Here is a 25,776-nt window from a genome sequence, read left to right as displayed (position 1 = left end):
CGGGATGCCCGGCGCCTCCGGCCCCGTCGAGGGGCGCGCCCTGCCCTCCCGGCTGTGGACGCCGAACTTCGGCCTCTACTTCACGGCACGCGTCGTGTCGCAGGTCGGGGACACGATGATCCCCGTCGCGACGGCCGTCGCGATGCTCTCGCTCGGTTACGGCGTGAGCGGTATCGGCTTCACGCTCGGTGCCTGGATGGGGGCGTACGCGCTCTTCGTGGTGTTCGGCGGGGTGCTCGCCGACCGGTTCCACGCCCGCCCGATGATGGTCGGCGCCGACGCCGCCAGGTTTCTCGTCCAGGGCTCGCTCGCCGTGTACCTCTGGCTGGGGCACCCGCCCCTGTGGTTCATGATCACTGGAGCGGTGGTGGGCGGCATCGCCACGGCGGCGTTCCAGCCCGGCACCTCCAGCCTGGTGCCGCAGGTCGCCGCCGACGCGCAGCAGGCCAACGGCGTGCTGAGGGTGAGCGAGGGCTTCGCCTCGATGGCGGGCCCGGCGGTGGCCGGATCGCTGGTCGCCGCGGTGTCGCCGGGATGGGCGTTCGGGATCGACGCCCTCACCTTCGCGATCAGCGGAGCGTGCATGCTCGCGCTGCGGCTCCCGCCGTTCCTCCCGGACCGCTCCGCCTCCACCCTCGCGAACCTCCGCACCGGCTGGGAGGAGTTCCGCTCCCGGTCCTGGATGTGGGGAGTGATCCTCATCTGGTGGGTGCTGGGCGTACTGGTCTGGGGGCCGATCACCCCGCTCGGCGCGGTCTCGATCATCCACGCGCACGGCAGGGCCGCCTTCGGCTACGCGGAGGCCGCGTTCGGTGCCGGGTGCATCGTCGGCGGCATCGTGGCCATACGGGTCCGCCCGGCCCGCCCGCTCCTCGGCGGCGGCATCGCCATGCTGCTGTTCCCCCTCATGCCGCTCGCCGCCGCCCTCGCCCCGGCGCTGCCGCTGCTGCTCCTCGGCTACGCCGTGAGCGGCGCGGGCTGGGCCTTCTGGGGCGTCCAGTGGGCCACCACCGTGCAGACCCAGATCCCCGAGGACCGGCTCAACAGGGTGGCCGCCTACCAGGTGGCGGGCTCCATTCTCGCCGTCCCGCTCGGTCAGGTGATCGCGGGACCGGCGAGCAGCCTCTTCGGACTCCACCGGTTCCTGCTCGTCGCCACCGCGGCCGCGCTGGGCTGCGCCGTCGCGCTCCTCGCCAGCCCGCCGATCCGGCGCCTGCGCCGGGTCGCGGCGACCGCCGAGGTGCGCGTGACGCACCTGCCGGCGGACGGGGCGGCGGACGGGGCGCACCTGAAGCGCCAGGGGTCCGACAGCGCCCAGTGAGGCTCGCGCGGGTGGTCCGGCACGGACACCGCGGGCCCGACACGAAGTGAACGGTCGGCGGACGGAAGGTCGTTGACGGCCGTCACGGATCGAAGTCACCGGCGGGTGAGCCCGTCGCACCCGGGAGCAGTCGGCGCACGAGGGCTTCGTAAAGCCCAACTCCGCCTACTTCGGCTTCAGTTGTTGACGTCGGGAACCGCCGGGGATACAACCCGAGAGAGCGCTCTCAGCCTGCTGTTGCTCCACCCCCACGCACGCCGTCCCGGCCTGAGGAGACCCGCATGCAGCAATCCACCGGCGTTCTCACCCGCAGACCGAAACACTCAACATCCCGTGCCCGCCTTGCACTTGGGCTCGCCGTCGTCCTGATCGCCGCCTTCTTCGCCGCCCTGTCGCCCGCACCGGCACACGCCGCCGACCAGCTCCTCTCGCAGGGCCGGCCCGCCACCGCCTCGTCCGTCGAGAACGCCGGCTTCCCGGCGACGGCGGCCGTGGACGGCAACACCGGCACCCGCTGGTCGTCCGCGTTCGCCGACCCGCAGTGGATCCAGGTCGACCTCGGCTCCGTCCAGCAGCTCACCCGCGTCAGCCTGAACTGGGAGGCCGCCTACGCCAAGGCCTTCCAGATCCAGACCTCCGCCGACGCGAACACCTGGACCACCGTGTACTCGACGACGACCGCGACCGGGGGCACGCAGAACCTCACCGTCTCCGGCAGCGGCAGGTACGTCCGCCTGACCGGAACGACCCGGGCCACCCCCTACGGCTACTCCCTCTGGGAGTTCCAGGTGTACGGCCCCGGGAGCACCACCCCGCCGGACGCCTTCTGGGGCAGCACGAGCGACATCCCCGCCGCGAACAACGCCGTCGAGGTGAAGATCCTCAACCGCACCAACGGCAAGTACCCCGACAGCCAGGTGTACTGGAGCTTCAACGGCCAGGTCCACTCCATAGCCGAGCAGCCCTACCTCGACATGCCGGCCAACTCGGCCGGGCGCATGTACTTCTACCTCGGCTCACCCACCAGCGCCTACTACGACTTCATCGAATTCACCGTCGGCAACAACGTGTTCAACGGCAACACCACCCGGGTCGACGCCTTCGGCCTCAAACTGGCCATGCGTCTGCACGCGAAGGACGGCTACGACACCGAAGTCGGCGAGAACCGGGCGACGTTCGCCGAGGACCGCACGACGACGTTCCAGCGGTTCACCAACGCCGTGCCGGACCAGTTCAAGGTGCTGGCCCAGAGCCAGGCCCCGTACCGGATCATCGCGCCCGGCAGTGACCCGAGCTTCCGCGCGGGTGGCGTCAACGCCAACTACTTCACCTCGTACGCGCAGTCGGTGGGAGTCACCGCCGCCACCTCCGACATCTTCGGCTGCGCCGCCGCCCTCGCGGGCAACCCCACGATGTGCGCCGCCCTCAACCGGCACGTGGCCACCCTTCCGGCCGCCCAACAGGCGGACCCCGCCCAGTACTACAAGGCGGCACCCGCGAACTACTACGCCAAGTTCTGGCACGACAACGCCATCAACGGCCTTGCCTACGGCTTCCCCTACGACGACGTGGCGGGCCAGTCCTCCTTCATCTCCCACGCCGCACCGCAGTGGCTGCTGGTCGCCGTGGGCTGGTAGGCGCCAACTCAGCGGCGCGGCTTCCGTCCGCGCCGTGAATCCGCCGCGCCCGGCCGCCGACACGGCCGCCGGGCGCCGCGGACGTCACGAGGCCCGGCGCACCGTGAAGTACTCGTTCGCCGCGGAGTCCCGGCCGCCCACGCGGAGCACCAGGACGGTGCCGAACCGGGACCGGGCCGCGGCCACCCCCGCCGGGGCCGCCGGAGAGGTCAGGCACCGCCGGTAGACGGCGGACCCGGCGGCAGGGCACGGGGCGGGCTCCGCGAGCAGGTTCGGGAGCGGCATGTGCGGCCGGTCCCAGTCGATCCGCAGGCCCGGTGCTTCCAGGGCCGGGGCCGGCATCAGGGAGCCGTCCCCGTACCTGCCGTGATCGCGGTGGTAGACGAGCGCGTACGCCACGGAACCCGCGGCGGTCGGCGAGTCCACGGCGTTGCCGTCCGGGTCCTGCGGAGCCCCCCAGTCGGCGATGCGCGCCGCCCGGACACGCGCGAGCACGTGGGGCATGTCCGTCCGGACACCGAAGTAGGCCTCGGTCAGCATGCCGCACTCCAGGCTGTCCGGGGAGCGGGTCCTCTCGAACACCGAGCCGTCGTAGGGCATGGCGCAGGTGTCGACCGTGCGCGTCAGGACGTGCTCCAGTCCGCCGACCGCGCCGAGGCGCCGGACCAGGTCGTCCGCCGTCCGCTCCGCCGCCGCCCTGCGGGCCCGCGCCGTCGGTGACGTGGCCTCCGCCCGCAGGTCCTTCTCCGACGGCTCGCGGGAGCAGGCGGTGGCCGCCCCCAGCAGTGCCAACGCCAACAGCGGTACGCCCACTCGCGCGCACCGCACCCGGACACGACGCCGCCCCCGGGCCGCCACGGTCTCCGACATCCGCGCACCTCCGGTTCCACCTTGCGGGGCGGGGGCGGGCGGGCACATGAGTGCGCGTACTCATGGCGGGCGTGGACCGGGCCGGTGCCGGTACTCAGCCCTGTCCCAACCGGCACTGCTCCGGCGGGCCTGCTGCCCTGAACGCCCCGTGGTGCAGCGGTCGTTGACCGCGTCCTCCCGGCGGCGACCGCGTACTGTCGGGTGTCATGCGGATCCTTGTGCTCGGCGGCACCTCGTTCGTGGGGCGGGCCGTCGTGGACGACGCTCTGCGGTTCGGCGCCGAGGTGACCCTGTTCGGCCGGGGACGGACGGGGACCGAGCTGTTCCCGGACGTGCCCAGGCGCATCGGCGACCGGGACACCGGGGACTACGCCGCCCTGCGTGACGGAACCTGGGACGCGGTGGTCGATGTCAGCGGCTACGTGCCGCGCCATGTCGGACAGGCAATGGACGTTCTGGGCGACCGGGTTGGCCGATACCTGTTCATCTCCAGCCAGGCGGTGTACCGGCAGACGGGGGCGGGGCCGGACGCGGACGAGGACACGCCGCGCCGGCAACCCGTGCGCGACACCGAGGAGTTGACCGAGGAGACCTACGGCCCGCTCAAAGCGGCCTGCGAGGACGACGTGTCGGCCCGGTTCGGAACACGGGCGACGATCGTTCGGCCGGGGAAGGTGGCGGGGCCGTACGACGCGCAGGAAGGCCTCACCTACTGGGTGCGCCGGGCGGCGCGCGGCGGCCGGGTGGCCCTGCCGGGCAGTCCGGCGCAGCCCGTTCAGGTGGTCGACTCGCGTGATCTGGCGCGCCTGGTGCTGCGGTTGCTCGCGGACGACAGGCCCGGTGTCTTCCACGCCGTCGGTCCTGCCGAGCCGACCACGATGGCCGGTCTGATCACCACCTGCGCGCGGGTCGCGGGCAGCGAGGTCGAGATCGTGCCGGTGCCGACCGGAGCGGTGCCGGCCTTCTTCCCACTGGTCCGCGCCGAACCGACGTGGTCGACGCAGCGGCGCAGCGCGGCTCGCGCCCGAGCCGCCGGTATGCCCGCGACCCCGCTGGCGACGACCGTCGCCGACGTGCTGGCGTGGGACCGCGAGCGGGGCGAGCCCCCGCTGGGGCACGGACCGGCTGCGGAGGAGGAGGCGAGACTGCTCGCCGGAACCTGACGGCCCGGGCCGCACCGGCCCGGGACGAGCGCGGCCACCTCGCCGATTCGCCCGGACCGCGGCCGACGCGGGACACTGGACGGCGAAGGTGAGGCGACGATGCTGACCGACGTGCGTGAACAACTGGGCAGGGCCCTGTTCCAGCGGGTCGCGGGTCCCGACGGGCCTGCCAGGCGCTCTCGTATTCACGACACCCCCGGACCGCGCTGGTTCGGCCCCGAGCGACCGATCCGCACCGTCCACGGCGACGCCTCGATGTTCATCGGCGGGATCGCCGCCCTGCTGCTCCAGTCCCTGCACCCGCTGGCCATGGCGGCCGTCGCCGCGCACTCCGGCTACCGCGGCGACCCGTGGGGCCGGCTGCACCGCACGAGCACGTTCCTCGCCGTCACGACCTACGGGACGTCCGACGACGCCCAGCAGGCGGTCGACCAGGTGCGGGCCATCCACGAGCGGATCCGCGGCGTCACGGCCGACGGCTCGCCGTACCACGCCGCGGACCCGCACCTGCTGGGCTGGGTGCACGTGGCCGAGACGTACTGCTTCCTGCGCGCCCACCAGCTCTACGGCGCGCACCCGCTCGACTCCGACGACCGCGACGCCTACGTCGCCGACACCGCCCGGGTCGCCGAGGCCCTCGGCGTGCTCGACCCGCCGCGCGACCGGCGCGCCCTCGCCGCCCGACTGGCCGCCTACCGGCCGGAGTTGAGGGCCACCCCCGAGGCACGCGCCGCCGCGCGCTTCGTACTGCTCCAGCCGCCCCTGCCGCTGCCGGCCCGGCCGTTCTACGCCGGGCTCGCCGCGAACGCGGCCGTACTGCTGCCCCCGTGGGCGCGCCAGACGCTGCGGCTGCCGTCCCTGCCCGTCGTCGAGAACGTCGCGGTCCGGCCGGCGGGCCGGGTCCTGACCCGCGGCATCCGCTGGGCCATGTCCCCGCCGGCGAGGGTGTCCGGCGCGATGGAGTAGGCCCTTCGGCCGTTCCGCTCAGCGCTTGCGGGCCTCGAAGGGCCGGCGAATCACCGTCGCGCGGACGGCGGTCTGCGCGTGCCGCTCCACGGTCGGGTTGGCCGAACCGCCGTCGGGTTCGCCCCAGATCAGCTCCACCTCCTGGCCGTACCGCACGTCCTCGTCGAGCATGGCCACGGATATCCAGCCGCGCACGTTCGCCGTGTAGCTGCACAGCGTGGAGAGCCCGACGAGGCCGCCGTTGCTCTCGACGCGGTCGAACTGCGAGGCGGCGTAGAAGGCCGCGGGCATCTCGATGTGCTTGAAGCGGCGGTCGCCCTGCTCGTACTGCGAGGCGAAGACGCGGGCGACGTCGTCGCGGTGCCAGGCGAGCCACGCCTTGCGGCGGTGCCTGTCGTTCTTGCGGCGCTCCAGTGCCGCCCGCCCGACGAAGTCGTGGTCGAACTTGAGGATGTGCCCGTAACCGAGGTCCCACGGCGTGACGTAGTAGTCCTCGACACGGTCCGAGGCGAAGCTGCCGCCGAGGGAGAGGTTGGCCTCGAAGGTCCGGACGCCGAGCCATTCACGGTAGGGGCGCATGCTCTCGCCCGAGTAGACGGCGGGCACCGTGTTGGCGATCCACCCGGACTCGGTGGCCACCGAGGCGTACGCGCGGGCGCCGATCTGCCGGACGCCGAAGGCCTCACCGGCCTCCAGGATCGTGTCGCGGACATCGTCGATGTGTTCGTAGGGGCCGAAGAACTCAAGGCCGGGGAAGCCGGACATCCGGTGGTTGAGGGCCGTGACCTCGTGCTTGCCGATGCTGAACCTGCCCATGCCGAAGAACGGGATGTCGGGCACGGGCCCGCCGTTGACCTTCTCGAACACGGCCGAGGCGTGGGGGCCTTGGAGCTGGAGCCGGAAGAACTCGCGCCCGCCCGGGTTCTGCGCGGTGCGCTCGTCGCGGCGCAGGGTCACGTCGTAGCCGCCGGTCTCCGCGTGGAACTGCACCCAGTTGAGCGCCGGCGGGCGTCCCACCAGGCGCACGAGGTCGTCGTCGAGGCAGAAGAGGATGCAGTCGCCGATCATGAAGCCGTCGTGGTTGACCGCGACGAACTGCTTGGCCTTCATCGGGCCGAAACCGGCGAAGGTGTTGGCGCCGACGTCGGACAACAGGCGGTAGCAGTCCGGGCCTTGCACCGTCAGGTCGGTCATGTGGTGCGAAAGGTCCATCAGCGCGGCCGAGTTGCGCCAGGACTCCTGCTCGTCGCGCCAGTTGGTGAACTCCGCCTTGATGGGGAACGGATAGGCGCCCGAACGCCCGCCGCGCAGCAGGGCCAGCGGGCCGCCGGCCGCCTGGATCTGTCCTTCGAGATGTGCCGTAGCCATCGATCTCTCCATGTGGTCGCGTGATCGCGGAGGAAGGGACGCGAAGCCGGTGTGCGCGCCGGGGATGCGGCACCCGGCCCGGTCCTCACCGGAAGCGAAACTGTACGGTACGGTACACATGGAAGGGTCGCAAGGCACGGCAACGGATTCCAGGACCGCCCGCCACACGCGTCCGGCACGCGCGTCCGCCACACGCGTCCGGCCGCGACGGATGACGGACCGCCGTCGAACGCCCTCCGAACGTGGAACTTCCCGACGTCGAAAGCCCCGGCCGTGTCGGATATCCGCACCGACCCGCCGCCGGCTCGCCCCGCTCCTCCCGCGCACCGCATAGTTCCGGGGTCATCCGGTGAGTGGCGACCCGACGGGTCGAAGGAGTCAGCAGTGAGTGCAGAAGCGGCAGGGGCAGTGAAAGCGGCGGAAGGGGCGGACCGGCGCACGGCGGCACTGGTCATGGCCTGCGTGGGTGTCTTCGTCGGCTACCTTCCGGTGACCACCGTCTCGATCAGTCTCCCGGTCGTCCAGAAGGCGTTGGGGGCGTCGACGTCCGACCTCTCCTGGGTCTCCGACGCCTTCGTATTGCCGGTCGCCGCGCTGATCCTGACCGCGGGCGTCTTCGGCGACGTCCACGGACGCAAGAAGGTCTTCCAGGCGGGGCTCGGCTTCTGCGCCCTGGGGTCACTCGTGGCGCTCACCGCCGGGTCCGTCGCCCAGGTGTGGATCGGGCAGGCGCTGCTCGGCGTGGGCGCCGCCGCGCTGCTGCCGATGACGCTCGCGCTGATCAGCCACGTCGTGCCGGACCCGCGCGAGCGCGGCAAGTACATCGGGCTGTGGACGACGTCGATGATGGCGTCGCTCGCCGTGGGCCCGCTGGTCGCCGGTGTCGTCGTCGACCACGCGGCATGGCGGTGGATCTACCTGCTGCCGCTCCCGCTGTCCCTGCTCGCCATGGTGGTCGCGGGGTTCGTGCTCGACGAGTCGCGCGGCCCCGTGGGGCGCAGGCTCGACTGGCCGGGCCAGATCACGGCCGCGCTCGCGGTGGTCGCCCTCGTGTACGCGGTCATCGAGGGCGGCGCCGCCTCCTTCACCGAGGCACGGGTGATCGTCGCCCTGGTGGTGGCCGTGTGCTCCGGGGTCGCCTTCGTCCGGGTCGAACTCCGCAGCGAGAGCCCGATGCTGGACCTCTCGCTGTTCCGCAGCCCCGCGTTCACCGGATCGACCGTGGTCGTGATGATCAGCTTCCTCGGGCTGATCGGCTTCTTCTTCATCCTCAGCCTCTACCTGGGCATGGTCCAGCAACTCGGCACCCTGGACGCGGGGCTGCGGCTGCTGTTCGTCACGGTGCCGCCCATGCTGCTCGGCGCCGTCGTGGGCCGGCTGATGCGGTACCTGTCGCCGCGCGTGCTGATAACGGGCGGCCTGGCGTTCACCGCCGCGGCGCTGTTCCTGCTGATGGACATCGGTACGGACACCTCGTTCGCCTCGCTGGCATGGCGGCTGGCCCTGCTGGGCCTGGGACTCGGCCTCGCCTTCCCGTGCATCACCGCGACCGCGGTGTCCTCGGTGCCGCACCACCAGGCGGGCATGGCGGCCGCGGGCAACAACGCCTTCCGCCAGGTCGGCGGCGCCCTCGGCCCGGCGGTCCTCGGCGCGCTGCTGACCGGCAAGGCCGTCGACACCCTGCCGGGCCGTCTCACCGACGCCGGGATCACCGGTGCGACGCGCGACCGGGTGACCGCGGCCGTCGACGCGGACGGACTCGGCGCCGTCGCCCGCCTGCCGCTCGGCCGGGACGGCGGCGCGGCCCTGGGAGCGCTGTCCCGGTCCTTCCTGGACGGCCTCCAACTGTGCCTGCTGGTCTCGGGAGTTGTGATGCTGCTCGGCGCGGTGCTGGCCGCCTGGCTGCTCCGGCCGCGCGCCGGCCGCCCCTCCGGGAGGGCCACCACCGGCGGCGCGACGGCCGTGCCCGATGACGGCGCGCGGACGCCGGTGGCGGGTCAGCGCTAGGGCGAGCGCCCAACAGCACTTCCGTGGACGGCAGTTGACGTCGTCCCGCCCGGCAGAGGAGCGGGACGACGCCGGTCCTTCCCGTGGGGACGGGGAGGCGGCCGGCCGCGGGTGCCCCCGGCCCAGTGGGCCAGGACCGGGGGCATCCCGCGCGTGTCGGGCGCGCGACCGCACGCTCTTCGTGTGACCCTCTGCCGGCGGAACGCGGTCCGAAGGAAAGGCGGCCAACGTGTACCAGCCCGACGCCCTGGACTTCAGTCTGCTCCAGGCACTGCAACTCGACGGCCGGGCCCCCTTCAGCCGGATCGCCGAGGTCCTCGGCGTCTCCGACCAGACGGTGGCCCGGCGTTACCGGCGACTGCGGAACGAGGCCCGCCTCAAGGTGCTGGGCATGGCCGACCACGGCAGGCTCGGCCGCACCAACTGGATCGTCCGCCTGCGCTGCACCCCGGACGCCGCCGAACCGCTGGCGGAGGCACTCGCCCAGCGGACGGACACCTCGTACATCGGGCTGATGTCCGGTGGCACCGAGGTGATGTGCGCGGTGAAGCCGCGCAGCCGCCAGGACCGCGACGAACTCCTTCTGGACCGCATCCCGCGCACCCGCCGCGTCACCTCGGTCGACGCGTACTGCGTCCTGCACCACTTCTTCGGCGGCCCGCTCGGCTGGCTGAACAAGGTCGACGCGCTGGGTCCGGAGCAGGAGGCCGCCTTGCGCCCCGAGCCGTCCGAGCCCGCCGCGCACCCGGTGGTCCTGGACGCCCTCGACGAGTCCCTGATGGAACTGCTGCGCGTCGACGGCCGTGCGACCACGGTCGAACTGCGGGAGGCGACGGGGCAGAGCGACTCCGTGATCCACCGCCGGGTGGCGAAGCTGCGCAGAAGCGGCGTCCTCTACTTCGACGTCGAGTACGACCAGGAGGCCTTCGGTGTCGGCACGGAGGCCATCCTCTGGCTGCGCGTGGAGCCGACCCTGCTGCGCACGGTGGGGCAGGCGCTCGCCGGCCACCGGGAGGTCCGGTTCGCCGCGGCGGTCAGCGGCCAGGCCAACATCATCGCGGCCGTGCTGTGCCGCGACACGGAGGAACTGTTCGCGTACCTGGCCGACAGGGTCGGATCGCTCCCTGGCGTGCAGTCGCTCGAAGCGGTGCCGACCCTTCGCCAGGTCAAGGCCCTCACGTTCCGGCCGCGCCGGTGACGGGGGGAGCGGGCGGCTGGCCGGAACCCGGGCGTGCGGGGAGTGCGGCCCCCGGGGGCCGGTTCGGTCGCGCGGATGTGTCGGCAGATGCCTTGCCCTCAACGGTACTGAACCGTACGGTACGTCTTCGTGGGGGTGCGGAGCGCTCGATCACGGCGCGTGTCGGGTGCTCCGCGCTTCCCGTCCCTCTCGTCCGGCGACTGTTCGGGACCGCCTTGACCGGCTTGACCGCGTGGACTGCCTGGTTGCCTGGGTCAGGTCTCCAATGCGCGGTCTCAACACGCATCACTAGAACGATTTAGTAATCCGCTGTAACGTGCCTGCCGTGTGGAGCGGGCCGTCGGCCCGCGGACCGCACGGTCCGCACCCGGAGGAGGTTGCCGTGACCATGACCGACAAGCGAACCGACAAGCGAACCGGCGAACGAACCGCCCTCGCGCACCCGCCCCCGGTCGGCACCGCGGGGCTCCCGCCGGCCGACCGGTGCCGGGTGATGGGCATCCTGAACGTCACCCCCGATTCGTTCTCCGACGGCGGTCTCCACGCCGGTACCCGCCGCGCCGTGGAGCACGGACTGCGGCTCGCGGCGCAGGGGGCCGACCTGGTCGACGTGGGCGGCGAGTCCACCCGGCCGGGGGCGTCGCCCGTGCCGTTGGAGGAGGAGTTGGCGCGCGTGGTTCCCGTCGTCCGGGAACTGGCGCGCGCGGGCGTGGCGGTCAGCGTCGACACCATGCACGCGGCGGTCGCCGCGGCGGCGATCGAGGCGGGCGCCCGGCTGGTCAACGACGTCAGCGGCGGTCTCGTGGACCCCGCCATGGCGGCCTGTGTCGCGGACGCGGGCGTCCCGTACGTCGCGTCGCACTGGCGCGCGCCCGGCGGGGAGATGGACCGGCACGCGGTCTATGGCGACGTCGTCCGCGACGTCACCTCCGAACTCCTGCGCCGGGTGGACGTACTCGTGGCCGCGGGGATCGATCCCGGGCGGATCGTCCTCGACCCCGGCCTCGGCTTCGCCAAGCGCGCCGACCACGACTGGGAACTCCTCGCGGGACTGCCCGCCCTCCTCGCCGCCGGCTTTCCGGTGCTGGTGGGTGCCTCCAGGAAGCGCTTCCTCGGTGCGGCCCTGAGCGGCCGGGCGGGCCTCGATACCGAGCCGAGGGCCCGGGACGCCGCCACGGTGGCGGCGTCCGCGCTCGCCGCCGCGGCGGGCGCGTTCTGCGTGCGGGTGCACGACGTCGCCGCGGGTGTCCAGGCCGTGTGCGTGGCCGCGGAGTGGGCCGCGGCCGGGCGGGATGCCGGGGCGCGGACGGCCGGGGCAACCACGTTCAAAAATCGGGCGCAGGAGTCTCGCGGACGTCCGATCGTCTCTGCTAGCTTGCGCTAGATCGTTTTAGTAACCCGATTCTCCCGCCCCCTTGTGCGTGCCGATGTGTGACGAGCCGCGTCACTAAATCGATTAAGTGAATCGACGGGTACGGCAGGCGCCGGGTCCGGGACCTGTGAGAGGAGCCGCAATGGCAATGCCCAGCCTTCAGCACGGCATAGACAAGGCCGGCTCGCCGATCGGTCTGCTGTGGCAGCCGAACGCCGAGCCGTGGACCCCGGAGGTGGTCGAGCGGGAGTACACGGGCTGGCGTCAGGAGCAGGCCGCCTGGCACGAGGGCGTCGCGCTGCTGAACCTCTCCCACCACATGTACGACATGTGGATCGACGGCCCTGACGCCACCCGGGTGCTGGCGGAGTACGGCGTCAACAACTTCGAGAAGTTCGCGATCGGCCAGGCCAAGCAGTACGTGCCGGTCACCCGCGACGGCAAGATCGTCACCGACGGCATCCTCGCCCGGCACGCCGAGAACAAGTACCTGCTCAGCGGTGTCCCGGCGTCCCAGCACTGGGTGCAGTACCACGCCGAAAAGGCGGGCTACGACGTCGAGTTCGAGACGGACGCTTCCTCGGCGTTCCGTCCGGGCGGCGGCGACCCGAAGCTGTTCCGCTACCAGATCCAGGGTCCCCTCGCGCTGGAACTGATCGAGAAGGTGTTCGGTGGACCGCTGCCGGAGACCAAGTTCTTCCACGCCACCCCGGTCACCCTCGACGGCCGGTCCTTCGAGGCGCTCCGGCACGGCATGGCGGGCCAGGCCGGCTACGAGTTCATCGGCCCCTGGGAGCACGCCGGTCATGTCCACGATGCGTTCCTCAAGGCCGGTGAGCCGCTGGGCCTCGTCCAGGTCGGCGCGCTCGCCTACACCACGCCGAGCGTGGAGAGCGGCTGGATTCCCTCGCCGGTCCCGGGCATCTACACCGACCCCGAACTCGCGGAATACCGTGCGTGGCTCCCGCTGTTCGGCATCGAGGGCAAGCGCCCCCTCAACGGCAGCTTCTTCTCGGAGAACATCGAGGACTACTACGTCTCCCCGTACGAACTGGGCTACGGCAAGCTGATCCACTTCGCCCACGACTTCCACGGTCGCGACGCCCTGCTCAAGGCGAAGGAGGAACCCCGCCGCACCAAGGTCACCCTGGTCTTCGACGCCGACGACGTACGCCGTGTCGTGGGCGGCGGCGAGGACCCCGGTTTCGTCCTCACCTACGCACGGCACCGGGTGGAGACCTCCGCCGGTCTCGTCGGCACCACCATGCAGACCGCGTCGATCGACCCCGTCGGCACCGTGCTCGCCCAGTCCCTCGTCGACTCCGCGCACGCCGAACCCGGCACCGAGGTCACCGTCGTCTGGGGCGAGCACCCCGGTCCCGGTACCGACCCCGACGCCGACCTCGGGTTCCCGCGGATCCGGGCCACCGTGCAGCCCAGCCCCTTCGACCGCCACGCGCGCACGGAGTACCGCCGCAACGCGTAGCCCCCGCCCCCGTGCGGCCGGTCGGAGAACGCACCGAAGCCCGGCCGGCCGCCCCGCCCCCCTTCCTTCATGGGTCAAGAGCCCGCCGCGACAGCGGTCGAGCACGCGCCTGCGCCCGCCCTTCTGTCTCGACAAGGAGCAAGATGAACCCCCTCGGCACAGCCCGCGCGGCGGTGAGTACGTCACTGCTGGAGGACTTCTCGCTGGAGATGACCGGCAAGGACGTCGCGAAACTGGAGGATGCCCGCGACTCGATCCCGCGGGGCACCCGCGTCAACGTCACCTTCCTCGGCAACGAGGACCTGCGCATGCGCCTCGACGCGGCCCGCGCGGTGAAGCGGCTCGGGTTCGTGCCGGTGCCGCACATCTCCGCCCGCCGCCTGGGCTCGCGCGCGGAGTTCGAGGAGTTCCTCACCGCGCTGCGCGCCGACGGCACGGGTGACAACGTCTTCGCCGTGGGCGGCGACCCGACCACCGCGGAGGGGCCGTACGAGGACTCCCTCGCCCTGATCGCATCGGGACTGCCGCGGGAGTACGGCGTCCGCCAGGTCGGCATCAGCGGCTATCCGGAGGGGCATCCGGCGATCGCCGAGGACGTGCTCTGGACGGCACTGCTGTCCAAGACCGCCGCGCTCGCCGAGCAGGGCCTCGACGGGACCGTGATCACCCAGTTCGGCTTCGACGTCGATCCCGTCCTCGCGTGGATCGAGCAGGTGCGCGGCCACGGCATCACCCTCCCCGTCCGCATCGGCGTGCCCGGCCCGGCCGGCGTGCGGCGCCTCCTGTCCTACGCCACCCGTTTCGGCGTGGGCACCAGCGCCTCCATCGCCAAGAAGTACGGGCTGTCGATCACCAACCTGATGGGCACCGCCGGACCGGACAAGTTCCTGCGCGCGCTGGCCGAGGGCTACGACCGGGAGCGGCACGGCGACGTGAAGATCCACTTCTACACCTTCGGCGGCCTGCGGGCGACGTCCGAGTGGATAGCGCAGTTCAGGAAGGACAACCTCGTATGACCGCCGTCAAGGCAACACCCGCACCCGTACCTGCCCCCGCCTCCGCCGTCCGCCGGAACGGGGGAGCGGGCCACCAGGCGTCGCTGATCGTGCAGGGCGCCGACGCCACGGGCATCGTCGCCGCCGTGACCTCGGTGCTCGGCCGGCACGACGCGAACATCGTGTCCCTGGACCAGTACTCGGACAACCCGCAGGGCGGCGCCTTCTTCCAGCGAACCGTCTTCGGCCTGGACGGCCTGGCCGCCGTACTGCCGTCCCTGCGCGCCGAGTTCGACGAGGAGCTGGTCGGAAAGTACGGACTCGCTTACACGCTGCGGGACTTGTCCGTACCGAAGCGCGTCGCCGTCTTCGCCTCCAAGTCCGACCACTGCCTGCTCGACCTGCTCTGGCGGCACCGGCAGGGCCAACTCCCGGTCAGTATCGCCATGGTGATCTCCAACCACCCCGACACGGCGGAGGAGGTACGCGGCTTCGGCATCCCCTTCTTCCACGTCCCCTCCATGGGACCGGACAAGTCGGCCGCAGAGGCGGAGCACTTGAGGCTGCTCAAGGACAACGTCGACTTCGTGGTACTCGCCCGCTACATGCAGATCCTGTCCGGCGAGTTCATCGAGCAGGTGGGCGTGCCGATCATCAACATCCACCATTCCTTCCTGCCCGCCTTCATCGGCGCCGGGCCGTACGCCAAGGCGAAGGAACGCGGCGTGAAGCTGGTGGGTGCCACGGCCCACTACGTCACCCAGGACCTGGACGAGGGACCGATCATCGAGCAGGACGTCGTACGGGTCAGCCACGCCGACACCGCGGCCGACCTCACGCGCAGGGGCGCCGACGTGGAACGCGCCGTCCTGTCCCGCGCGGTGCTGTGGCACGCGGAGGACCGTGTGATCCGGAACGGCAACCACACCATCGTCTTCGCCTGAGACGGGGCGGCTACGGGGACGCGGCGGACGGTACGGGGACGGGCGGTACGGGGAGGTGCGGCACGGGGCGTGCGGTGCGGACACGCGTCGGCGCGGACACGCGGCGGGCGTCAGGGACTCGCGCCGGTATGGGAAGTGCCGGGCCCGTGCCCTGTCCGGGTCCGTTGCCTGCTGAGTTCCGCCGTCCGCCGTCCGCCGCCGTACCGCGCGGCAGGCAGCGTCGGCCGCGGCTCCGGGCGGGAGCGCCCGGAGCCGCTCGTTCCCGGACGGGTCGTTCACCAGCGGAAAGGGGTTCACCACCATGACAACCACCATCGACGGCACCGGGATCGCCCGCGGCATCCGGGCGCGGGTCGCCGCACGTGTCGCCGAGGCCGCCGTCACCGGAAAGGTGCCCGGCCTGGCCACGGTGCTGGTCGGCGACGATCCCGCCAGCGCCGTGTACGTGGCGGCCAAACGGCGCGCCGTTCGTGAGGCCGGCATGCGCGACATCCACCGGCATCTCCCGCGGCAGGTGACACAGGAACAAGTCGCCGCCGTGATCGCCGAGTTGGCGGCGGATCCGGAGGTCTCCGGCATCCTGCTCCAACTTCCCCTGCCCGCGCACCTGGACGGCGCCTCGCTCGTCGACCGGATACCGGTCGCCAAGGACGTCGACGGCCTGACCACCGCCAGCGTCGGCCGGCTGGCGCGCGGCGAGCGCGGGCTGCGGCCCTGCACCCCGAGCGGCGTGATCGAACTGCTCGACGCGGAGGGCGTGGAGCTGAAGGGCGCGTGTGTCGCCGTCGTCGGCTGGGGCGAACTCGTCGGCCGGCCCCTGGCGCAGCTCCTGCTGAGGCGCGGGGCCACGGTCACGGTCGCCCACGAGTTCACCGCGGACCTCGCCGCGGTCACCCGCCCCGCGGACATCGTCGTGGTCGCCACCGGGGTGCGCGGTCTCGTCGGCCCGGAGCATGTGAAGCCCGGCGCCACCGTCATCGACGTCGGCATCCACCGCACCCCGGGCGGCCTCACCGGTGACGTGCGCACCGCCGAACTCGACGGCATCGCGGGGCGCATCACGCCCGTGCCCGGCGGAGTCGGCCCGATGACCATCGCGATGCTGATGGTCAACACCCTGCGGGCGGCGGAGTGGGGCACGGAGCGCGACGTCACGGCCGACACGGCGCGCGACGCCGTGCCCGCCTAGTGGGCCCGTGTCCGTGTCCGGGGGAGGGACGGCCGACATGAGGGGAGCCGAAGTCGCCGCGCTGGCACGGCTCGGCGGCCGACTGGCGACCGGTCTCGTGGACGTCACGAGCGATCCGGCGGCCCTCGACTCCAAGGGATTCTGGGCCGTCGTGGCCGACTTCGAGGGCGGCCTGACCTGCGCCCGCTTCCGCGACGTCCGGCCTGCCGCGCGCCCCAGCGGACGGGGTGCCCGGTGGCACGGTCCCGCCCCCGACGGCTGGACCACCTCGCTCGACCGCGACGCCTACGAGCGGGGTGTGCGGCTGGTGCGGGAGCACATCGCGCGCGGCGACGTCTACCAGGCCAATCTCTGCCGGGTCCTGTCGGCGCAGGTCGGCGCCGACGCCGACGTCGTGGCACTGGCCGACCGGCTCGCCGCCCGGCACCCTGCCCCGTACGCCGGCGTGATCAGACTGCCCGAACAGGGGATCGAGGTGGCGACCGCGTCGCCCGAACTCTTCCTGCGCAGAGCGGGTACGTCGGTCGAGTCGGGCCCCATCAAGGGCACCGGACGGACCGAGGCGGATCTCCTCGCGAAGGACCACGCCGAGAACGTGATGATCGTCGACATGGTCCGCAACGACCTCGGGCGGGTCTGCGCCACGGGCAGTGTCACCGTCCCCGCCCTGTGCGTGGTGGAACACCACCCCGGACTCGTGCACCTGGTCTCCACCGTGCGCGGGGCGCTGCCGGAGCGGGCCGGCTGGCCGGAGCTGCTGGCCGCGGCCTTCCCGCCCGGCTCGGTCACGGGCGCCCCCAAGGAGAGGGCCCTCGGCATCATCAGCGCCCTGGAGACGGCGCCGCGCGGACCGTACTGCGGAGGCGTCGGCTGGGTGGACGCCGACCGGGGGACGGGCGAACTCGCCGTCGGCATACGGACGTTCTGGATCGACCGGGCATCGAGCACCCTCAACTTCGGTACCGGCGCCGGGATCACGTGGGACTCGGACCCGGCACGCGAGTGGCGGGAGACCGAACTCAAGGCAGCACGGCTCCTGGCCGTCGCGTCCAACGGCCGCGCACCGACGCCCGGGGCGAGGAGGCCCCGCCCTCGGCCGGGCACTGCCCCGCCGCCGCGCACCGCGGCGGTCCCCGTCGGCCGGACCTCCGCGGCGGACCGGACGACCGGCACCGGACCCTAGGACACGGTCAACTCGCCGGTGCCGCAACCCTGTCGACGGCGACACCGTGCAGGAAGACGCGTACGGCGTCGGTGATGGACCTGCTGACCTCGGCGTCGGTCAGCTTGACCGGGGCGTCGGTCAGCAACCGCATCTGGGCGTCCCCGAGCATGGCCTGGTACAGCTGCTGAGCGGCCCGCACCGGGTCCTCGACGTCGATCAGCCCGTCCACACGGGCCTGTTGGAGGCAGCGGCCGAGGATCGCGTGCCCGGCGCTCGGGCCGTGTGTCGAGAACACCTCGCCCAGGCCGGGAATCCGTACAGCCTCGGCGGTGACCAGCCGGTGCAGCGCGATCGCCTGGGGGGTCAGGACGAGGCCGGCGAAGTGCTCGCCCAGCGCGACCAGGGAGTCCGCGAGGCCGGCGTCGCCGGGGGTGAACGCGTGCAGCGGTTCCGACCACTCGTCGCACAGTGCCTCGACCGACGCGCGGAACAGCGTGCTCTTGTCCGCGAAGTAGCGGTAGAGGGTGGCCTTGGACCCGCCCACCGCCGTCAGGACGTCCTCCATGGAGACGCCGCTGTAGCCGTGTTCGATGAACAGCTCACCCGCAGCCTGCGTGATGAGTTTCCGCCGGTCCGTCGCTGTCATCCTCACGTCTGCATGGTAGGTGACATGCTCGCCCGGCGATCAGGTCACCCGGTCCGCCCGATCCGCCCGGTCCGCCCGGGGACGATGCGCAGCGGTTTGCCGCGACGGCGGTGCCGCGTGGCAGGAGCGTTCATCGGCCGGTTCGCCCGGTCACGCCACCGGCGGCAGCTTGAGCCACTCCTGCCAGGAGATGTCACGGCCGAGGTAACGCGGCTCCCGGAACGGCCAGTCGGCGGCCATCCACTCGGGTACCAGCGCGTCGAGCGCCCGCTCCGTGTCACCGCCGGCGAGGTCGTTCACCACCCACCAGGAGACGTCGGCGTCGGAACCGGTGCGCTCGGGCGGATCGATGTACACGCAGCCGAGGACGGCGGTCTCCTCCTCGTCCAGCAGCGCGTAGTTGAAGGACTGGTGCGCCGCTATCTCCCTCTCGTGCCGCAGCAGGTCGACGCGGTCCGCCTCGTAGGTCATCGTCTCCGCGGGCCAGCCCCAGGCCGGACCGAAGATCTCCCACAGACGCTCTCGGGAACCCATCACGGCGGGATAGTCGATCGGTGCGTCGGCCTCACGGATCGGCCGCAGGTGCAACGAGGTGCCGGGCACGGGCACGCGGACGGGATGGACGAAGTCGTCGGGCAGCCAGCTCATGGGCGCCGAGGCTACAGCCCCGCGCCGCGTCGACGCGCGGGCTTTATCGCGCGGTGGGGCGGCCGGTCGGCGCGTGGCCGAAGGGGGCGCCGTCGTGGCACCCGGCGCCCGGCGGGTGGCTCGCGGAGGCGTTCGGGGCGACGGGCACGCGATTCCGGCCGCGTCAGGAACGGGAGCCGGCGAGTTCCGCCAGGTCGTCGTCGTCCGGTATCGCCAGCAGGAACTCCGCGCCGCCTTCGAGCAGTTGGGCCGTCTCGATCGACCGGGGGAGCATCGTCTGCTCGTAGGCCCGCACGGCCTCGTCGACGGTCGTCGAGCGGGCCAGGGCCAGCGCCAGTTCGCTGCCGTCGAGCATGGCGAGGTTCACTCCCACGCCGAGCGGCGGCATCAGGTGGGCCGCGTCGCCGAGCAGGGCAACGCTGGGGGAGTTGTCCCAGGTGTGCGGCACGGGCAGCGCGAAGAGGGGACGGTCGACGTAGGGGCCGTCGTTGTCGGAGATCAGCCGTCGCAACTGCGGTGCCCAGTCGGCGTATTCGCGCAGCAGGTGGGCGCGGATGCCGTCGGTGTCCTCTGTGCCGAGCCCGTTCGCCGCGAGCCAGTCCACCGGGACGCGCCGCATGATGTAGACCCGCATGTGGCCGCCGCTGTTGCGCTGGGCGAACAGCCCGCGCTCTCCGTCGGCGATGTGGGCACTGCCCCTGCCGACCAGTTCGGACAGTTCGGGATGGGCTCCTTCCATGTCGTCGAACCACGCTTCGAGGAAGCCGACCCCGGTGTACTGCGGCGTCGCGGACGAGACGGCGGCCCGGACCCGGGAGGATGCGCCGTCCGCGCCGATCACGAGGTCCGTCTCGACTGTCGTGCCGTCGCCGAACGTCAGGGTTCGAGGGCCCTCCGGCGGTCCGCTCACCGAACGGAGGGTCTGTCCCCACCGGACCGTCCCCGGCGGGAGGGAGCGCAGGAGGAGGTCGCGGAGCTGCCCGCGATCGATCTCGGGGTTGACCGTCTCCCCCTCCTCCGGCAGGTGGTGTGCCAGGACTGCTCCGGACGGGTCAATGCGGCGCATCTCCTGGCTCTCGAACCGGGCGAGTGCGAAGAACTCCTCCAGGAGACCGGCTTCGCGGAGGGCGAGCTGGCCGTCCTCCGCATGCAGGTCGAGTGAACCGCCCTGGTTGCGCGAGTCCGCGCCGGGATCGCGGTCGTGAACGGTCACGTCGATGCCGTGGCGCTGGAGGACACGTGCGCAGGTGAGGCCGCCGGGGCCGGCGCCGATGATGCTGATCCGCGCGTTCGTGGGTGCTGGGGACCGGAATGTCATGAGGGTCTGCCTTTCAGGTGGGTGCGGGGGTTCTTCGGCGGCGTCTGCATGGCATGACGGCCTCCGGTGCCGCGACGCGTTCGGCGGCGTCCCCCGACATGGTCAATCAAAGCAGAACCGAGTACGAAAGTGCAACCGTTCCAGTTTCTTAGTTGTTCCAGTTGTGGGGTAGGGTGGGCGCATGTCCGACTCACCCGCGGTTGGCCGCCGCGAGCGCAAGAAGGCCGCGACACGGCAGGCCATCGCCGACGCCGCGCTGGAACTGTTCCTGGAGAACGGGTTCGAGCACGTGAGCGTGCGTGGCGTCGCCGAGAAGGCCGACGTGTCCACGACGACCCTGTTCGCTCACTTCCCGAGCAAGGAAGCGCTGGTCTTCGACCGCGAACAGGACAACGAGGCGCGGCTCGCCGCCGCCGTGCGCGAGCGGCCCGCCGGGCAGGGAGTGGTCGAGGCGCTGCGCGACCACGCGTTGCGATCCTGGGTACCGCTCGCCGCCGACCCCCGACTTGCGCGGATGGGTGCGCTGGTGGAGGAGACGCCGGCGCTCCGTGAGTACGCGGAACGCATGTGGATGCGGCACGCGAGCACCCTCAGTGCCGTCATCGCCGAGGAACTCGGCCGGGAGCCCGACGACCTCGCGTGTGCCGCGCTCGCCCGGTTCGTGCTGGAGATCCCGACCCTCGCGCGGGGCCGGGACGATCCGCGGACGACCGTGGAGACGGTCTTCGAGCTGCTGATCCACGGCTGGCAGTCGCAGCAGGGCGCCACGGAGGCGCTCCCCGGCACCGGCGGGCCCGTCCGGGCGGAACACGGGGGCGGGGGCGGCCCCCGCCCCTGACGTTGCCGACTCAGTCGGCCGGTCCCGAAAGCCCGGCCGCGCCGCCGATCGGGCGGCCGGGGTGGTCGGGGTGGTCGCGGGCGGCGAGGCGACTACGCGCTGCGCTTCGTCCTCTTGGCCGTGCCGCTCTTCTTGGCGGCGGCCTTCTTCGTGGTGGCCTTCTTCGCGGCGGCCCGCTTCGCGGGCTGCCGCTTGGCCGCCGTCTTCTTCTTCGGCATCGGGTGGACGTCGGCGTCGCCGGTGTCCTCCCCGCGGCTCTTCTTCGCGGCGTCGACGGACTGCTGGAGGGCGGCCATCAGGTCGAGGACCCGGCCGGACTGCTCGGCGGGTTCCGGCGTCTCGGGCAGTGCCGCGCCCTCGCGTTTCGCCTCGATGAGTTCGTGCAGGGCCTCGGTGTAGGTGTCCCGCAGATCGTCGCCCTCCAGGCCGTCGCGGCTCAGCCGGTCGATGAGGTGGACGGCCTCGTCGACCTCCGCGTCGGAGACGTCCACGGCGCCGGGCGCCAGCTCGGCGGGCGAGCGGATCTCGTCGTCCCAGCGCATGGCGTGCAGGACGAGCACGTCGTCCCGCACCCGCAGCAGGCCGAGCCGCTCCCGTCCGGACCACGCGTACTTCGCGACGGCCACCCGCGCGGACCGGCCGAGGGCCTGGCGCAGCAGTGCGTACGGCTTGGTGGCGACGTCTCCGTGCGGCTGGAGGTAGTAGCCGTCGCCGATCCGGATGGGGTCGATGCCGGCCAGCGGAACGAAGGCCTGGATCTCGATCGAGTGCGCGGTGGGCAGCGGGAGGTTCTGCAGTTCCTGGTCCGTGACCGGGACGACCTGGTCGGGGGCGACCTCGTAGCCCTTGCCGATCTCCTCGTTGGAGACCTCGCGGTCCTCGATCTCGCAGATCTTCCGCGTCCGCACCCGCCCGCCGTCCTCCACGTGGATCCGGTGGAAGCGGATGCTGTGGTCCTCGGACGCGCTGACCACGTTGACGGGGACGGTGACCAGACCGAACGAGATGGCTCCGGACCAGATGGACCTGGGCATGCGTGACCTCCATCAGGGCCCCGAGCATGTCCAGGCTACGAGCCCCCGGCCGGTCCCGCACCGCCGGGCGCGACCCCGGAGCCCCGGCGTGGTCGCCTCCCCGGCGCGGTTCGACCGCCGGCGGACGCCGGACGCCCGGCCGGTGTTGTCGTCGGCCGGGCGTCCGGCGCCACCGCCCGTCGGCCGGGTCGAGCCAACCTCGCCCGTCAACAGCCGTGCGCTGAAGACTTGTTGAGCCTCCGCACCGTGCAACATCCGCTCTCGTCAGCCCCGTTGAAGGAGGCAAGGCACCCGGCGGCTGCCTCGCCGAGCAGCTGGGCGTCCCAGTGCCTGAGCGCCCGCGCACGCTGACGTCCATGTCCGGCATCACCCGGTACCGCCCGTCGCCCGTCGCCGCCGCCGGGAGCCGGCGTCCCCCGGCCCGAGCGGATCGGCCGTCAGGAAGTGCGGCAGGTGCTGAAGTCGGCCCCGGGCCACGGCCCGACCGGGGGCCGGGTGCCCGGACGCTCTCCATTTCCGGGGCGGACGGCGTGTCGTGAACCCCGTTCAGATGTCCTTTATCGGCTAGTCAGGGTACTTCTGACACTTTTTAAGGTGTCGTGAGGCATTTTTTGGGCGATCCATGGCATCACTTAGGCGATCGGCTGATCAGTACGACAATCATCTCGGCTTGAAGGAGCCTCAGCATGAGCATTTCTGCTTCCGCCCGTTCCCGCAGCGCCCGCGCGGGCACCACGGTCGCGGCTGCCGTCGCCGTCGCAGGGGCCACCCTGGCCGGGGCACCCGCCGCCTTCGCCGCACCCGGCGACAGCGGCAACCTCGAAGTCCGTTCGGTCGGCTGGCACTCCCGTGGCAGCGACGGCGTCGAGGTCTGCGAGTTCATCCTGAGGGCCAGCAACTTCCAGTCGCTGGAGTCGGTGCCGTGGACGATCACCGCGCAGCCGCCGACCGTCCCCCCGGGCGACACCCTCGCCAGCACGCTGCCGCTCATCAACGGCTCGGCGCACAGCCAGAAGTACCTCCTCCCGGAGGGCACGTACAAGCTGGTCTGGGTCGTCCCGTCCGGCCCGAAGCAGCGCGCCTTCAAGGTCGACTGCCACCGTCGCGCCCACCAGGCCGCCCGCGGTCCCGCCGAGATCAACCCCGGCGCGGGCTACCACAGCCCGTCCGGCACGGTCCCCGCCGGTGGCGGCGGCGTCCCGGAAATGGAGAACCTCAGCTCCGAGAGCGACTCGAACGTCGGGATCACCGCCGCGCTGGCCGCCGGCGCGGCCGGAACGGCGGCGCTGGTCATGGTCCGTCGATCGGCTCGCCGTCGTGCCCGCAACGAGGCCTAGTCCCGCTGGCCGACGCCGACGGCGTCGTCGAGGACCGAGTCGCGCGTGCCGTCTGTCCATGACGCTCGGCGTGACCTTCTCCCTGGTGGCCGGCATCGTCTGGGCGAGTTCCGACTCGTCCGACGATCCGTCGGTGACCGCCGCCCGCAGCGCCGATGCCGCGGGCGGCGGTGACCCGCCGCCCCGTCAGGTGCAGACCTCGCACGCACCGCTGGCGCGATCGCGGCCGCTGAAGGTCGCCGTTCCCGCCATCTTCATCGAGGCCCCGGTCATCGGCCTGGGCCTCGACAAGAAGGGGCGGCTCGGGGCTCCCCCGATGAGCAGGCCCAAGCTGGTCGGCTGGAACCAGGACGGTCCCTCACCCGGGGAGGCGGGCACCTCCGTCATCGTGGGCCACCGCGACACGACGACGGGGCCCGCGATCTTCCTCAACCTCAACGCCCTGCACCACGGGGACACGGTGAAGGTCACCCGGGCCGACCGGAGGATCGCGGTCTTCACCGTCGACGAGGTGAAGAAGTACACGAAGGACAAGTTCCCGAACGAGAAGGTGTACGGGACCACGAAGCGTCCGGAACTCCGGCTCCTGACGTGCGGTGGCCGCTTCGACAAGAAGAGCGGCTACTCGGCCAACGTCGTGGTGTTCGCCCACCTCACGTCGTTGAAGAAGGCGGTCTGAGAGGACCGGTGGTACGGAAGGGGCCGGTACTTCGGGGGCGAGGTACCGGCCGTCCGGCTGTCCGGCCGGTGTGTGTGCTGCCGGCGTGTGTCCGGTGGTTCACGGAGCGTCGGTCTGGCCGCTGCCGTGTCCCAGGTCGCCGTCGAAGGTGTTGTCGATGACCTGCCGGGCGAGTTCGGTCAGCCGCAGGTGCCGGGGCCTGGCGTACGAGCGCATCGCCTCGAAGGTGTCGTCGAGGCTGAGGCCGTGGCGTTCCGAAAGGATGCCCTTGGCCTGCTCGATGGTGACGCGGCTGGTCAGCGCGGCCTGGAGCTGTGCCTTTTCGATGTGGCTCTGTTCGAGGCTGCGCTGCTGGAGGATGGAGATGGTCGCGACGTCGGCGAGTGCCTGACCGATCTGGATGTCCGACGCGCTGAGGCGGCCCGCCCCCACCTGGAAGAGGTTGACGGCGCCGACGACCTGCTGGCGCAGCCGCATGGGCAGCGCGTGGGTGACGGTGAAGCCGGCCTCCCGGGCCCGAGCGGCGAAGGTGCCGAAACCGAGAGTGGCGGGCGCCGAGGTGAGGTCGATGTTCAACTGCGCCTGGCCGGAGCGGTAGCAGCGGACGCAGGGGCCCTCGAAGTGCTGGAGCGCGAAGAGCTCCAGCACGCGGGTGTTCTCGTCGGAGGCCGCGATGAGCTGGAGTTCACCGTCCTGGTCGACGATCATCACGCCCACCGCGTCGATGTCGAGGAGCTCGACGCATCGGGTGGAGAGACGGTGCAGGAACTCGATGAGGTCGAAGTCGTCGATGAGTGTGTCCACGGCCTCCACCAGGATGTCCAACACCCGTTGCTGACTCGTCATTGTCATCAATCCTTGTTTCCGGACGGGTCGGCCGTCCCGTCTCGATTGTCCCGGAAGTGGAGTCGTCGGGCCACCACCTTCTCGGCGGTGGCGAGCAGAGGTACGTCGGATCGGTAGGCATGTGCGCGCAGGAGTGCCATGGCCTCGGTGAGCGGCACACCTGCCTGCACGCTGACGATGCCGGCGGCCTGGTGCACGGCGGCCCGGTGGAGTTCGGTGTGCGGCGCCGCCTGGGCGAACGACTCGCGCCGTCCGCTGTGGAGGATCAGCGTCGCGGTGACGGCGGCCGCCAGGACGAGCGCGTCGTTCATCTGCGCCGCGCTCATGGGGCCCGGCACGGTGCGCTGGCCGGTGAGGACGCCCAGTGCGACGGCGCCGAGGTGCAGGGGGAAGCAGAACAGGGCCCCCGCGCCGAGTCTCTCCGCCTCGGGCAGGAAGGCGGGCCAGCGCTGGGAGCCGGTCCTCGCCAGGTCGGGGAGCGCCACGAGGGAACGGTGGCGGTAGGCGTCGAGCCCGGGGCCCTCGCCGAGCGTGAACTGCGCGTCCTCCAGAGCGGCGCTGCGGCCCGGGGTGGACCACACCAGCTCGGTCAGCGAGTCGTCGGCACCGAGGGCGACGGCGACTCCGTCGACGCCGAGCACCTCGGCGCAGCGCGCGGGATCACCGCCCAGGAGCCCGGTCCCACCGCCGGACGGCAGGTCGCGCAGGATGCGGGCCAAGATCGCGCTCATGCCCACCAGTCACCGCTT

23 protein-coding genes are annotated in these 25,776 nt (G+C 72.0%); 15 read left to right on the top strand and 8 right to left on the bottom strand.

The features are described 5' to 3' along the window. Positions 1-4 precede the first annotated feature (4 nt). A complete protein-coding gene (locus tag ACFZA0_RS32835; protein WP_391023747.1) occupies positions 5-1,321 on the top strand; it encodes an MFS transporter in 1,317 nt (438 codons plus the stop codon). A gap of 281 nt (positions 1,322-1,602) precedes the next feature. Continuing rightward, a complete protein-coding gene (locus ACFZA0_RS32830) occupies positions 1,603-2,958 on the top strand; it encodes a beta-1,3-glucanase family protein (RefSeq protein WP_391023746.1) in 1,356 nt (451 codons plus the stop codon). Between the two features lie 84 nt (positions 2,959-3,042). Here ACFZA0_RS32830 and ACFZA0_RS32825 read toward each other — a convergent pair whose 3' ends face one another. After that, a complete protein-coding gene (locus ACFZA0_RS32825; protein WP_391023745.1) occupies positions 3,043-3,828 on the bottom strand; it encodes a hypothetical protein in 786 nt (261 codons plus the stop codon). A 206-nt stretch (positions 3,829-4,034) separates the two neighbouring features. Here ACFZA0_RS32825 and ACFZA0_RS32820 point away from each other — a divergent pair, with 206 nt between their 5' ends. Beyond that, on the top strand, positions 4,035-4,991 hold the full coding sequence (locus ACFZA0_RS32820; protein WP_391023744.1) for an NAD-dependent epimerase/dehydratase family protein: 957 nt from the start codon (positions 4,035-4,037) through the stop codon (positions 4,989-4,991). 99 nt (positions 4,992-5,090) lie between these two features. Continuing rightward, the gene (locus ACFZA0_RS32815; protein WP_391023742.1) at positions 5,091-5,957 is read left to right on the top strand and encodes an oxygenase MpaB family protein; all 867 of its coding nucleotides are present in this window, start codon (positions 5,091-5,093) and stop codon (positions 5,955-5,957) included. Between the two features lie 18 nt (positions 5,958-5,975). Here ACFZA0_RS32815 and ACFZA0_RS32810 read toward each other — a convergent pair whose 3' ends face one another. Continuing rightward, positions 5,976-7,325, bottom strand: coding sequence for an aminomethyl transferase family protein (locus tag ACFZA0_RS32810; RefSeq protein ID WP_391023740.1), 1,350 nt, complete (start codon positions 7,323-7,325; stop codon positions 5,976-5,978). Between the two features lie 453 nt (positions 7,326-7,778). Between ACFZA0_RS32810 and ACFZA0_RS32805 the strand changes: the two genes are divergently transcribed. The 8 genes from ACFZA0_RS32805 to ACFZA0_RS32770 all read left to right on the top strand — a co-directional run bounded on the left by ACFZA0_RS32805 (position 7,779) and on the right by ACFZA0_RS32770 (position 17,699). Then, positions 7,779-9,332: an MFS transporter gene (locus ACFZA0_RS32805; protein WP_391023770.1), complete on the top strand. Its 1,554-nt coding sequence runs from the start codon at positions 7,779-7,781 to the stop codon at positions 9,330-9,332. A 229-nt stretch (positions 9,333-9,561) separates the two neighbouring features. Then, on the top strand, positions 9,562-10,530 hold the full coding sequence (locus tag ACFZA0_RS32800) for an AsnC family transcriptional regulator (protein WP_391023738.1): 969 nt from the start codon (positions 9,562-9,564) through the stop codon (positions 10,528-10,530). Between the two features lie 493 nt (positions 10,531-11,023). Then, positions 11,024-11,914 (top strand): dihydropteroate synthase, encoded by an 891-nt coding sequence (folP, locus tag ACFZA0_RS32795; protein ID WP_391023769.1) that lies wholly within the window; start codon positions 11,024-11,026, stop codon positions 11,912-11,914. Positions 11,915-12,044: 130 nt separating this feature from the next. Beyond that, positions 12,045-13,388, top strand: coding sequence for an aminomethyl transferase family protein (locus ACFZA0_RS32790; protein ID WP_391023736.1), 1,344 nt, complete (start codon positions 12,045-12,047; stop codon positions 13,386-13,388). 143 nt (positions 13,389-13,531) lie between these two features. Further along, positions 13,532-14,404 (top strand): methylenetetrahydrofolate reductase, encoded by an 873-nt coding sequence (locus tag ACFZA0_RS32785; protein WP_391023734.1) that lies wholly within the window; start codon positions 13,532-13,534, stop codon positions 14,402-14,404. Beyond that, a complete protein-coding gene (gene purU, locus ACFZA0_RS32780; RefSeq protein WP_391023732.1) occupies positions 14,401-15,327 on the top strand; it encodes a formyltetrahydrofolate deformylase in 927 nt (308 codons plus the stop codon). Before ACFZA0_RS32785 ends, purU begins: the two co-directional genes overlap by 4 nt. Before the next feature lie 301 nt (positions 15,328-15,628). Further along, entirely contained in the window at positions 15,629-16,516 is an 888-nt protein-coding gene (locus ACFZA0_RS32775) for a tetrahydrofolate dehydrogenase/cyclohydrolase catalytic domain-containing protein (protein WP_391023730.1), read from the top strand. 37 nt (positions 16,517-16,553) lie between these two features. Further along, positions 16,554-17,699, top strand: coding sequence for a chorismate-binding protein (locus tag ACFZA0_RS32770; RefSeq protein ID WP_391023728.1), 1,146 nt, complete (start codon positions 16,554-16,556; stop codon positions 17,697-17,699). A 7-nt stretch (positions 17,700-17,706) separates the two neighbouring features. On the opposite strand, the gene ACFZA0_RS32765 is transcribed toward ACFZA0_RS32770, so the two are convergent. The 3 genes from ACFZA0_RS32765 to ACFZA0_RS32755 all read right to left on the bottom strand — a co-directional run bounded on the left by ACFZA0_RS32765 (position 17,707) and on the right by ACFZA0_RS32755 (position 20,293). Further along, positions 17,707-18,327: a TetR/AcrR family transcriptional regulator C-terminal domain-containing protein gene (locus ACFZA0_RS32765; RefSeq protein WP_391023767.1), complete on the bottom strand. Its 621-nt coding sequence runs from the start codon at positions 18,325-18,327 to the stop codon at positions 17,707-17,709. 150 nt (positions 18,328-18,477) lie between these two features. After that, a complete protein-coding gene (locus tag ACFZA0_RS32760; RefSeq protein ID WP_391023724.1) occupies positions 18,478-18,975 on the bottom strand; it encodes an N-acetyltransferase in 498 nt (165 codons plus the stop codon). Positions 18,976-19,138: 163 nt separating this feature from the next. Next, positions 19,139-20,293, bottom strand: a complete 1,155-nt coding sequence (locus ACFZA0_RS32755; protein WP_391023722.1) for an FAD-dependent monooxygenase — start codon at positions 20,291-20,293, stop codon at positions 19,139-19,141. Between the two features lie 181 nt (positions 20,294-20,474). Between ACFZA0_RS32755 and ACFZA0_RS32750 the strand changes: the two genes are divergently transcribed. Beyond that, positions 20,475-21,131 (top strand): TetR family transcriptional regulator, encoded by a 657-nt coding sequence (locus ACFZA0_RS32750; protein ID WP_391023721.1) that lies wholly within the window; start codon positions 20,475-20,477, stop codon positions 21,129-21,131. Positions 21,132-21,223: 92 nt separating this feature from the next. Here ACFZA0_RS32750 and ACFZA0_RS32745 read toward each other — a convergent pair whose 3' ends face one another. Then, positions 21,224-22,165: a Ku protein gene (locus ACFZA0_RS32745; RefSeq protein WP_391023719.1), complete on the bottom strand. Its 942-nt coding sequence runs from the start codon at positions 22,163-22,165 to the stop codon at positions 21,224-21,226. Between the two features lie 686 nt (positions 22,166-22,851). Here ACFZA0_RS32745 and ACFZA0_RS32740 point away from each other — a divergent pair. Both ACFZA0_RS32740 and ACFZA0_RS32735 read left to right on the top strand, forming a co-directional pair. Next, positions 22,852-23,502, top strand: a complete 651-nt coding sequence (locus tag ACFZA0_RS32740) for a hypothetical protein (protein WP_391023717.1) — start codon at positions 22,852-22,854, stop codon at positions 23,500-23,502. Positions 23,503-23,560: 58 nt separating this feature from the next. Next, positions 23,561-24,181, top strand: coding sequence for a class F sortase (locus ACFZA0_RS32735; protein ID WP_391023715.1), 621 nt, complete (start codon positions 23,561-23,563; stop codon positions 24,179-24,181). Between the two features lie 99 nt (positions 24,182-24,280). On the opposite strand, the gene ACFZA0_RS32730 is transcribed toward ACFZA0_RS32735, so the two are convergent. Both ACFZA0_RS32730 and ACFZA0_RS32725 read right to left on the bottom strand, forming a co-directional pair. Next, positions 24,281-25,027, bottom strand: a complete 747-nt coding sequence (locus tag ACFZA0_RS32730; RefSeq protein ID WP_391023713.1) for an ANTAR domain-containing protein — start codon at positions 25,025-25,027, stop codon at positions 24,281-24,283. Between the two features lie 5 nt (positions 25,028-25,032). Continuing rightward, positions 25,033-25,758: an ANTAR domain-containing protein gene (locus ACFZA0_RS32725; protein ID WP_391023711.1), complete on the bottom strand. Its 726-nt coding sequence runs from the start codon at positions 25,756-25,758 to the stop codon at positions 25,033-25,035. Positions 25,759-25,776 lie beyond the last annotated feature (18 nt).

This window comes from Streptomyces sp. NPDC008150, from assembly GCF_042956945.1.
Lineage (GTDB): Bacteria > Actinomycetota > Actinomycetes > Streptomycetales > Streptomycetaceae > Streptomyces.
The sequence above is the reverse complement of the archived record's forward strand: the minus strand, read 5'-3'. Positions and strand labels throughout refer to the sequence as shown.

What these genes read in the sequence shown, in the direction of transcription:
- ACFZA0_RS32820 (WP_391023744.1), top strand. Translation starts at nt 4,035, where the DNA reads ATGCGGATCCTTGTGCTCGGCGGCACCTCGTTCGTGGGGCGGGCCGTC.
- ACFZA0_RS32790 (WP_391023736.1), top strand. Translation starts at nt 12,045, where the DNA reads ATGGCAATGCCCAGCCTTCAGCACGGCATAGACAAGGCCGGCTCGCCG.
- ACFZA0_RS32835 (WP_391023747.1), top strand. Translation starts at nt 5, where the DNA reads ATGCCCGGCGCCTCCGGCCCCGTCGAGGGGCGCGCCCTGCCCTCCCGG.
- ACFZA0_RS32765 (WP_391023767.1), bottom strand. Translation starts at nt 18,327, where the DNA reads ATGACAGCGACGGACCGGCGGAAACTCATCACGCAGGCTGCGGGTGAG.
- ACFZA0_RS32825 (WP_391023745.1), bottom strand. Translation starts at nt 3,828, where the DNA reads ATGTCGGAGACCGTGGCGGCCCGGGGGCGGCGTCGTGTCCGGGTGCGG.
- ACFZA0_RS32785 (WP_391023734.1), top strand. Translation starts at nt 13,532, where the DNA reads ATGAACCCCCTCGGCACAGCCCGCGCGGCGGTGAGTACGTCACTGCTG.
- ACFZA0_RS32815 (WP_391023742.1), top strand. Translation starts at nt 5,091, where the DNA reads ATGCTGACCGACGTGCGTGAACAACTGGGCAGGGCCCTGTTCCAGCGG.
- ACFZA0_RS32735 (WP_391023715.1), top strand. Translation starts at nt 23,561, where the DNA reads ATGACGCTCGGCGTGACCTTCTCCCTGGTGGCCGGCATCGTCTGGGCG.
- ACFZA0_RS32810 (WP_391023740.1), bottom strand. Translation starts at nt 7,325, where the DNA reads ATGGCTACGGCACATCTCGAAGGACAGATCCAGGCGGCCGGCGGCCCG.
- ACFZA0_RS32730 (WP_391023713.1), bottom strand. Translation starts at nt 25,027, where the DNA reads ATGACGAGTCAGCAACGGGTGTTGGACATCCTGGTGGAGGCCGTGGAC.
- ACFZA0_RS32760 (WP_391023724.1), bottom strand. Translation starts at nt 18,975, where the DNA reads ATGAGCTGGCTGCCCGACGACTTCGTCCATCCCGTCCGCGTGCCCGTG.
- ACFZA0_RS32750 (WP_391023721.1), top strand. Translation starts at nt 20,475, where the DNA reads ATGTCCGACTCACCCGCGGTTGGCCGCCGCGAGCGCAAGAAGGCCGCG.
- ACFZA0_RS32740 (WP_391023717.1), top strand. Translation starts at nt 22,852, where the DNA reads ATGAGCATTTCTGCTTCCGCCCGTTCCCGCAGCGCCCGCGCGGGCACC.
- purU (WP_391023732.1), top strand. Translation starts at nt 14,401, where the DNA reads ATGACCGCCGTCAAGGCAACACCCGCACCCGTACCTGCCCCCGCCTCC.
- ACFZA0_RS32775 (WP_391023730.1), top strand. Translation starts at nt 15,629, where the DNA reads ATGACAACCACCATCGACGGCACCGGGATCGCCCGCGGCATCCGGGCG.
- ACFZA0_RS32770 (WP_391023728.1), top strand. Translation starts at nt 16,554, where the DNA reads ATGAGGGGAGCCGAAGTCGCCGCGCTGGCACGGCTCGGCGGCCGACTG.
- ACFZA0_RS32830 (WP_391023746.1), top strand. Translation starts at nt 1,603, where the DNA reads ATGCAGCAATCCACCGGCGTTCTCACCCGCAGACCGAAACACTCAACA.
- ACFZA0_RS32805 (WP_391023770.1), top strand. Translation starts at nt 7,779, where the DNA reads ATGGCCTGCGTGGGTGTCTTCGTCGGCTACCTTCCGGTGACCACCGTC.
- ACFZA0_RS32755 (WP_391023722.1), bottom strand. Translation starts at nt 20,293, where the DNA reads ATGACATTCCGGTCCCCAGCACCCACGAACGCGCGGATCAGCATCATC.
- folP (WP_391023769.1), top strand. Translation starts at nt 11,024, where the DNA reads ATGGGCATCCTGAACGTCACCCCCGATTCGTTCTCCGACGGCGGTCTC.
- ACFZA0_RS32745 (WP_391023719.1), bottom strand. Translation starts at nt 22,165, where the DNA reads ATGCCCAGGTCCATCTGGTCCGGAGCCATCTCGTTCGGTCTGGTCACC.
- ACFZA0_RS32725 (WP_391023711.1), bottom strand. Translation starts at nt 25,758, where the DNA reads ATGAGCGCGATCTTGGCCCGCATCCTGCGCGACCTGCCGTCCGGCGGT.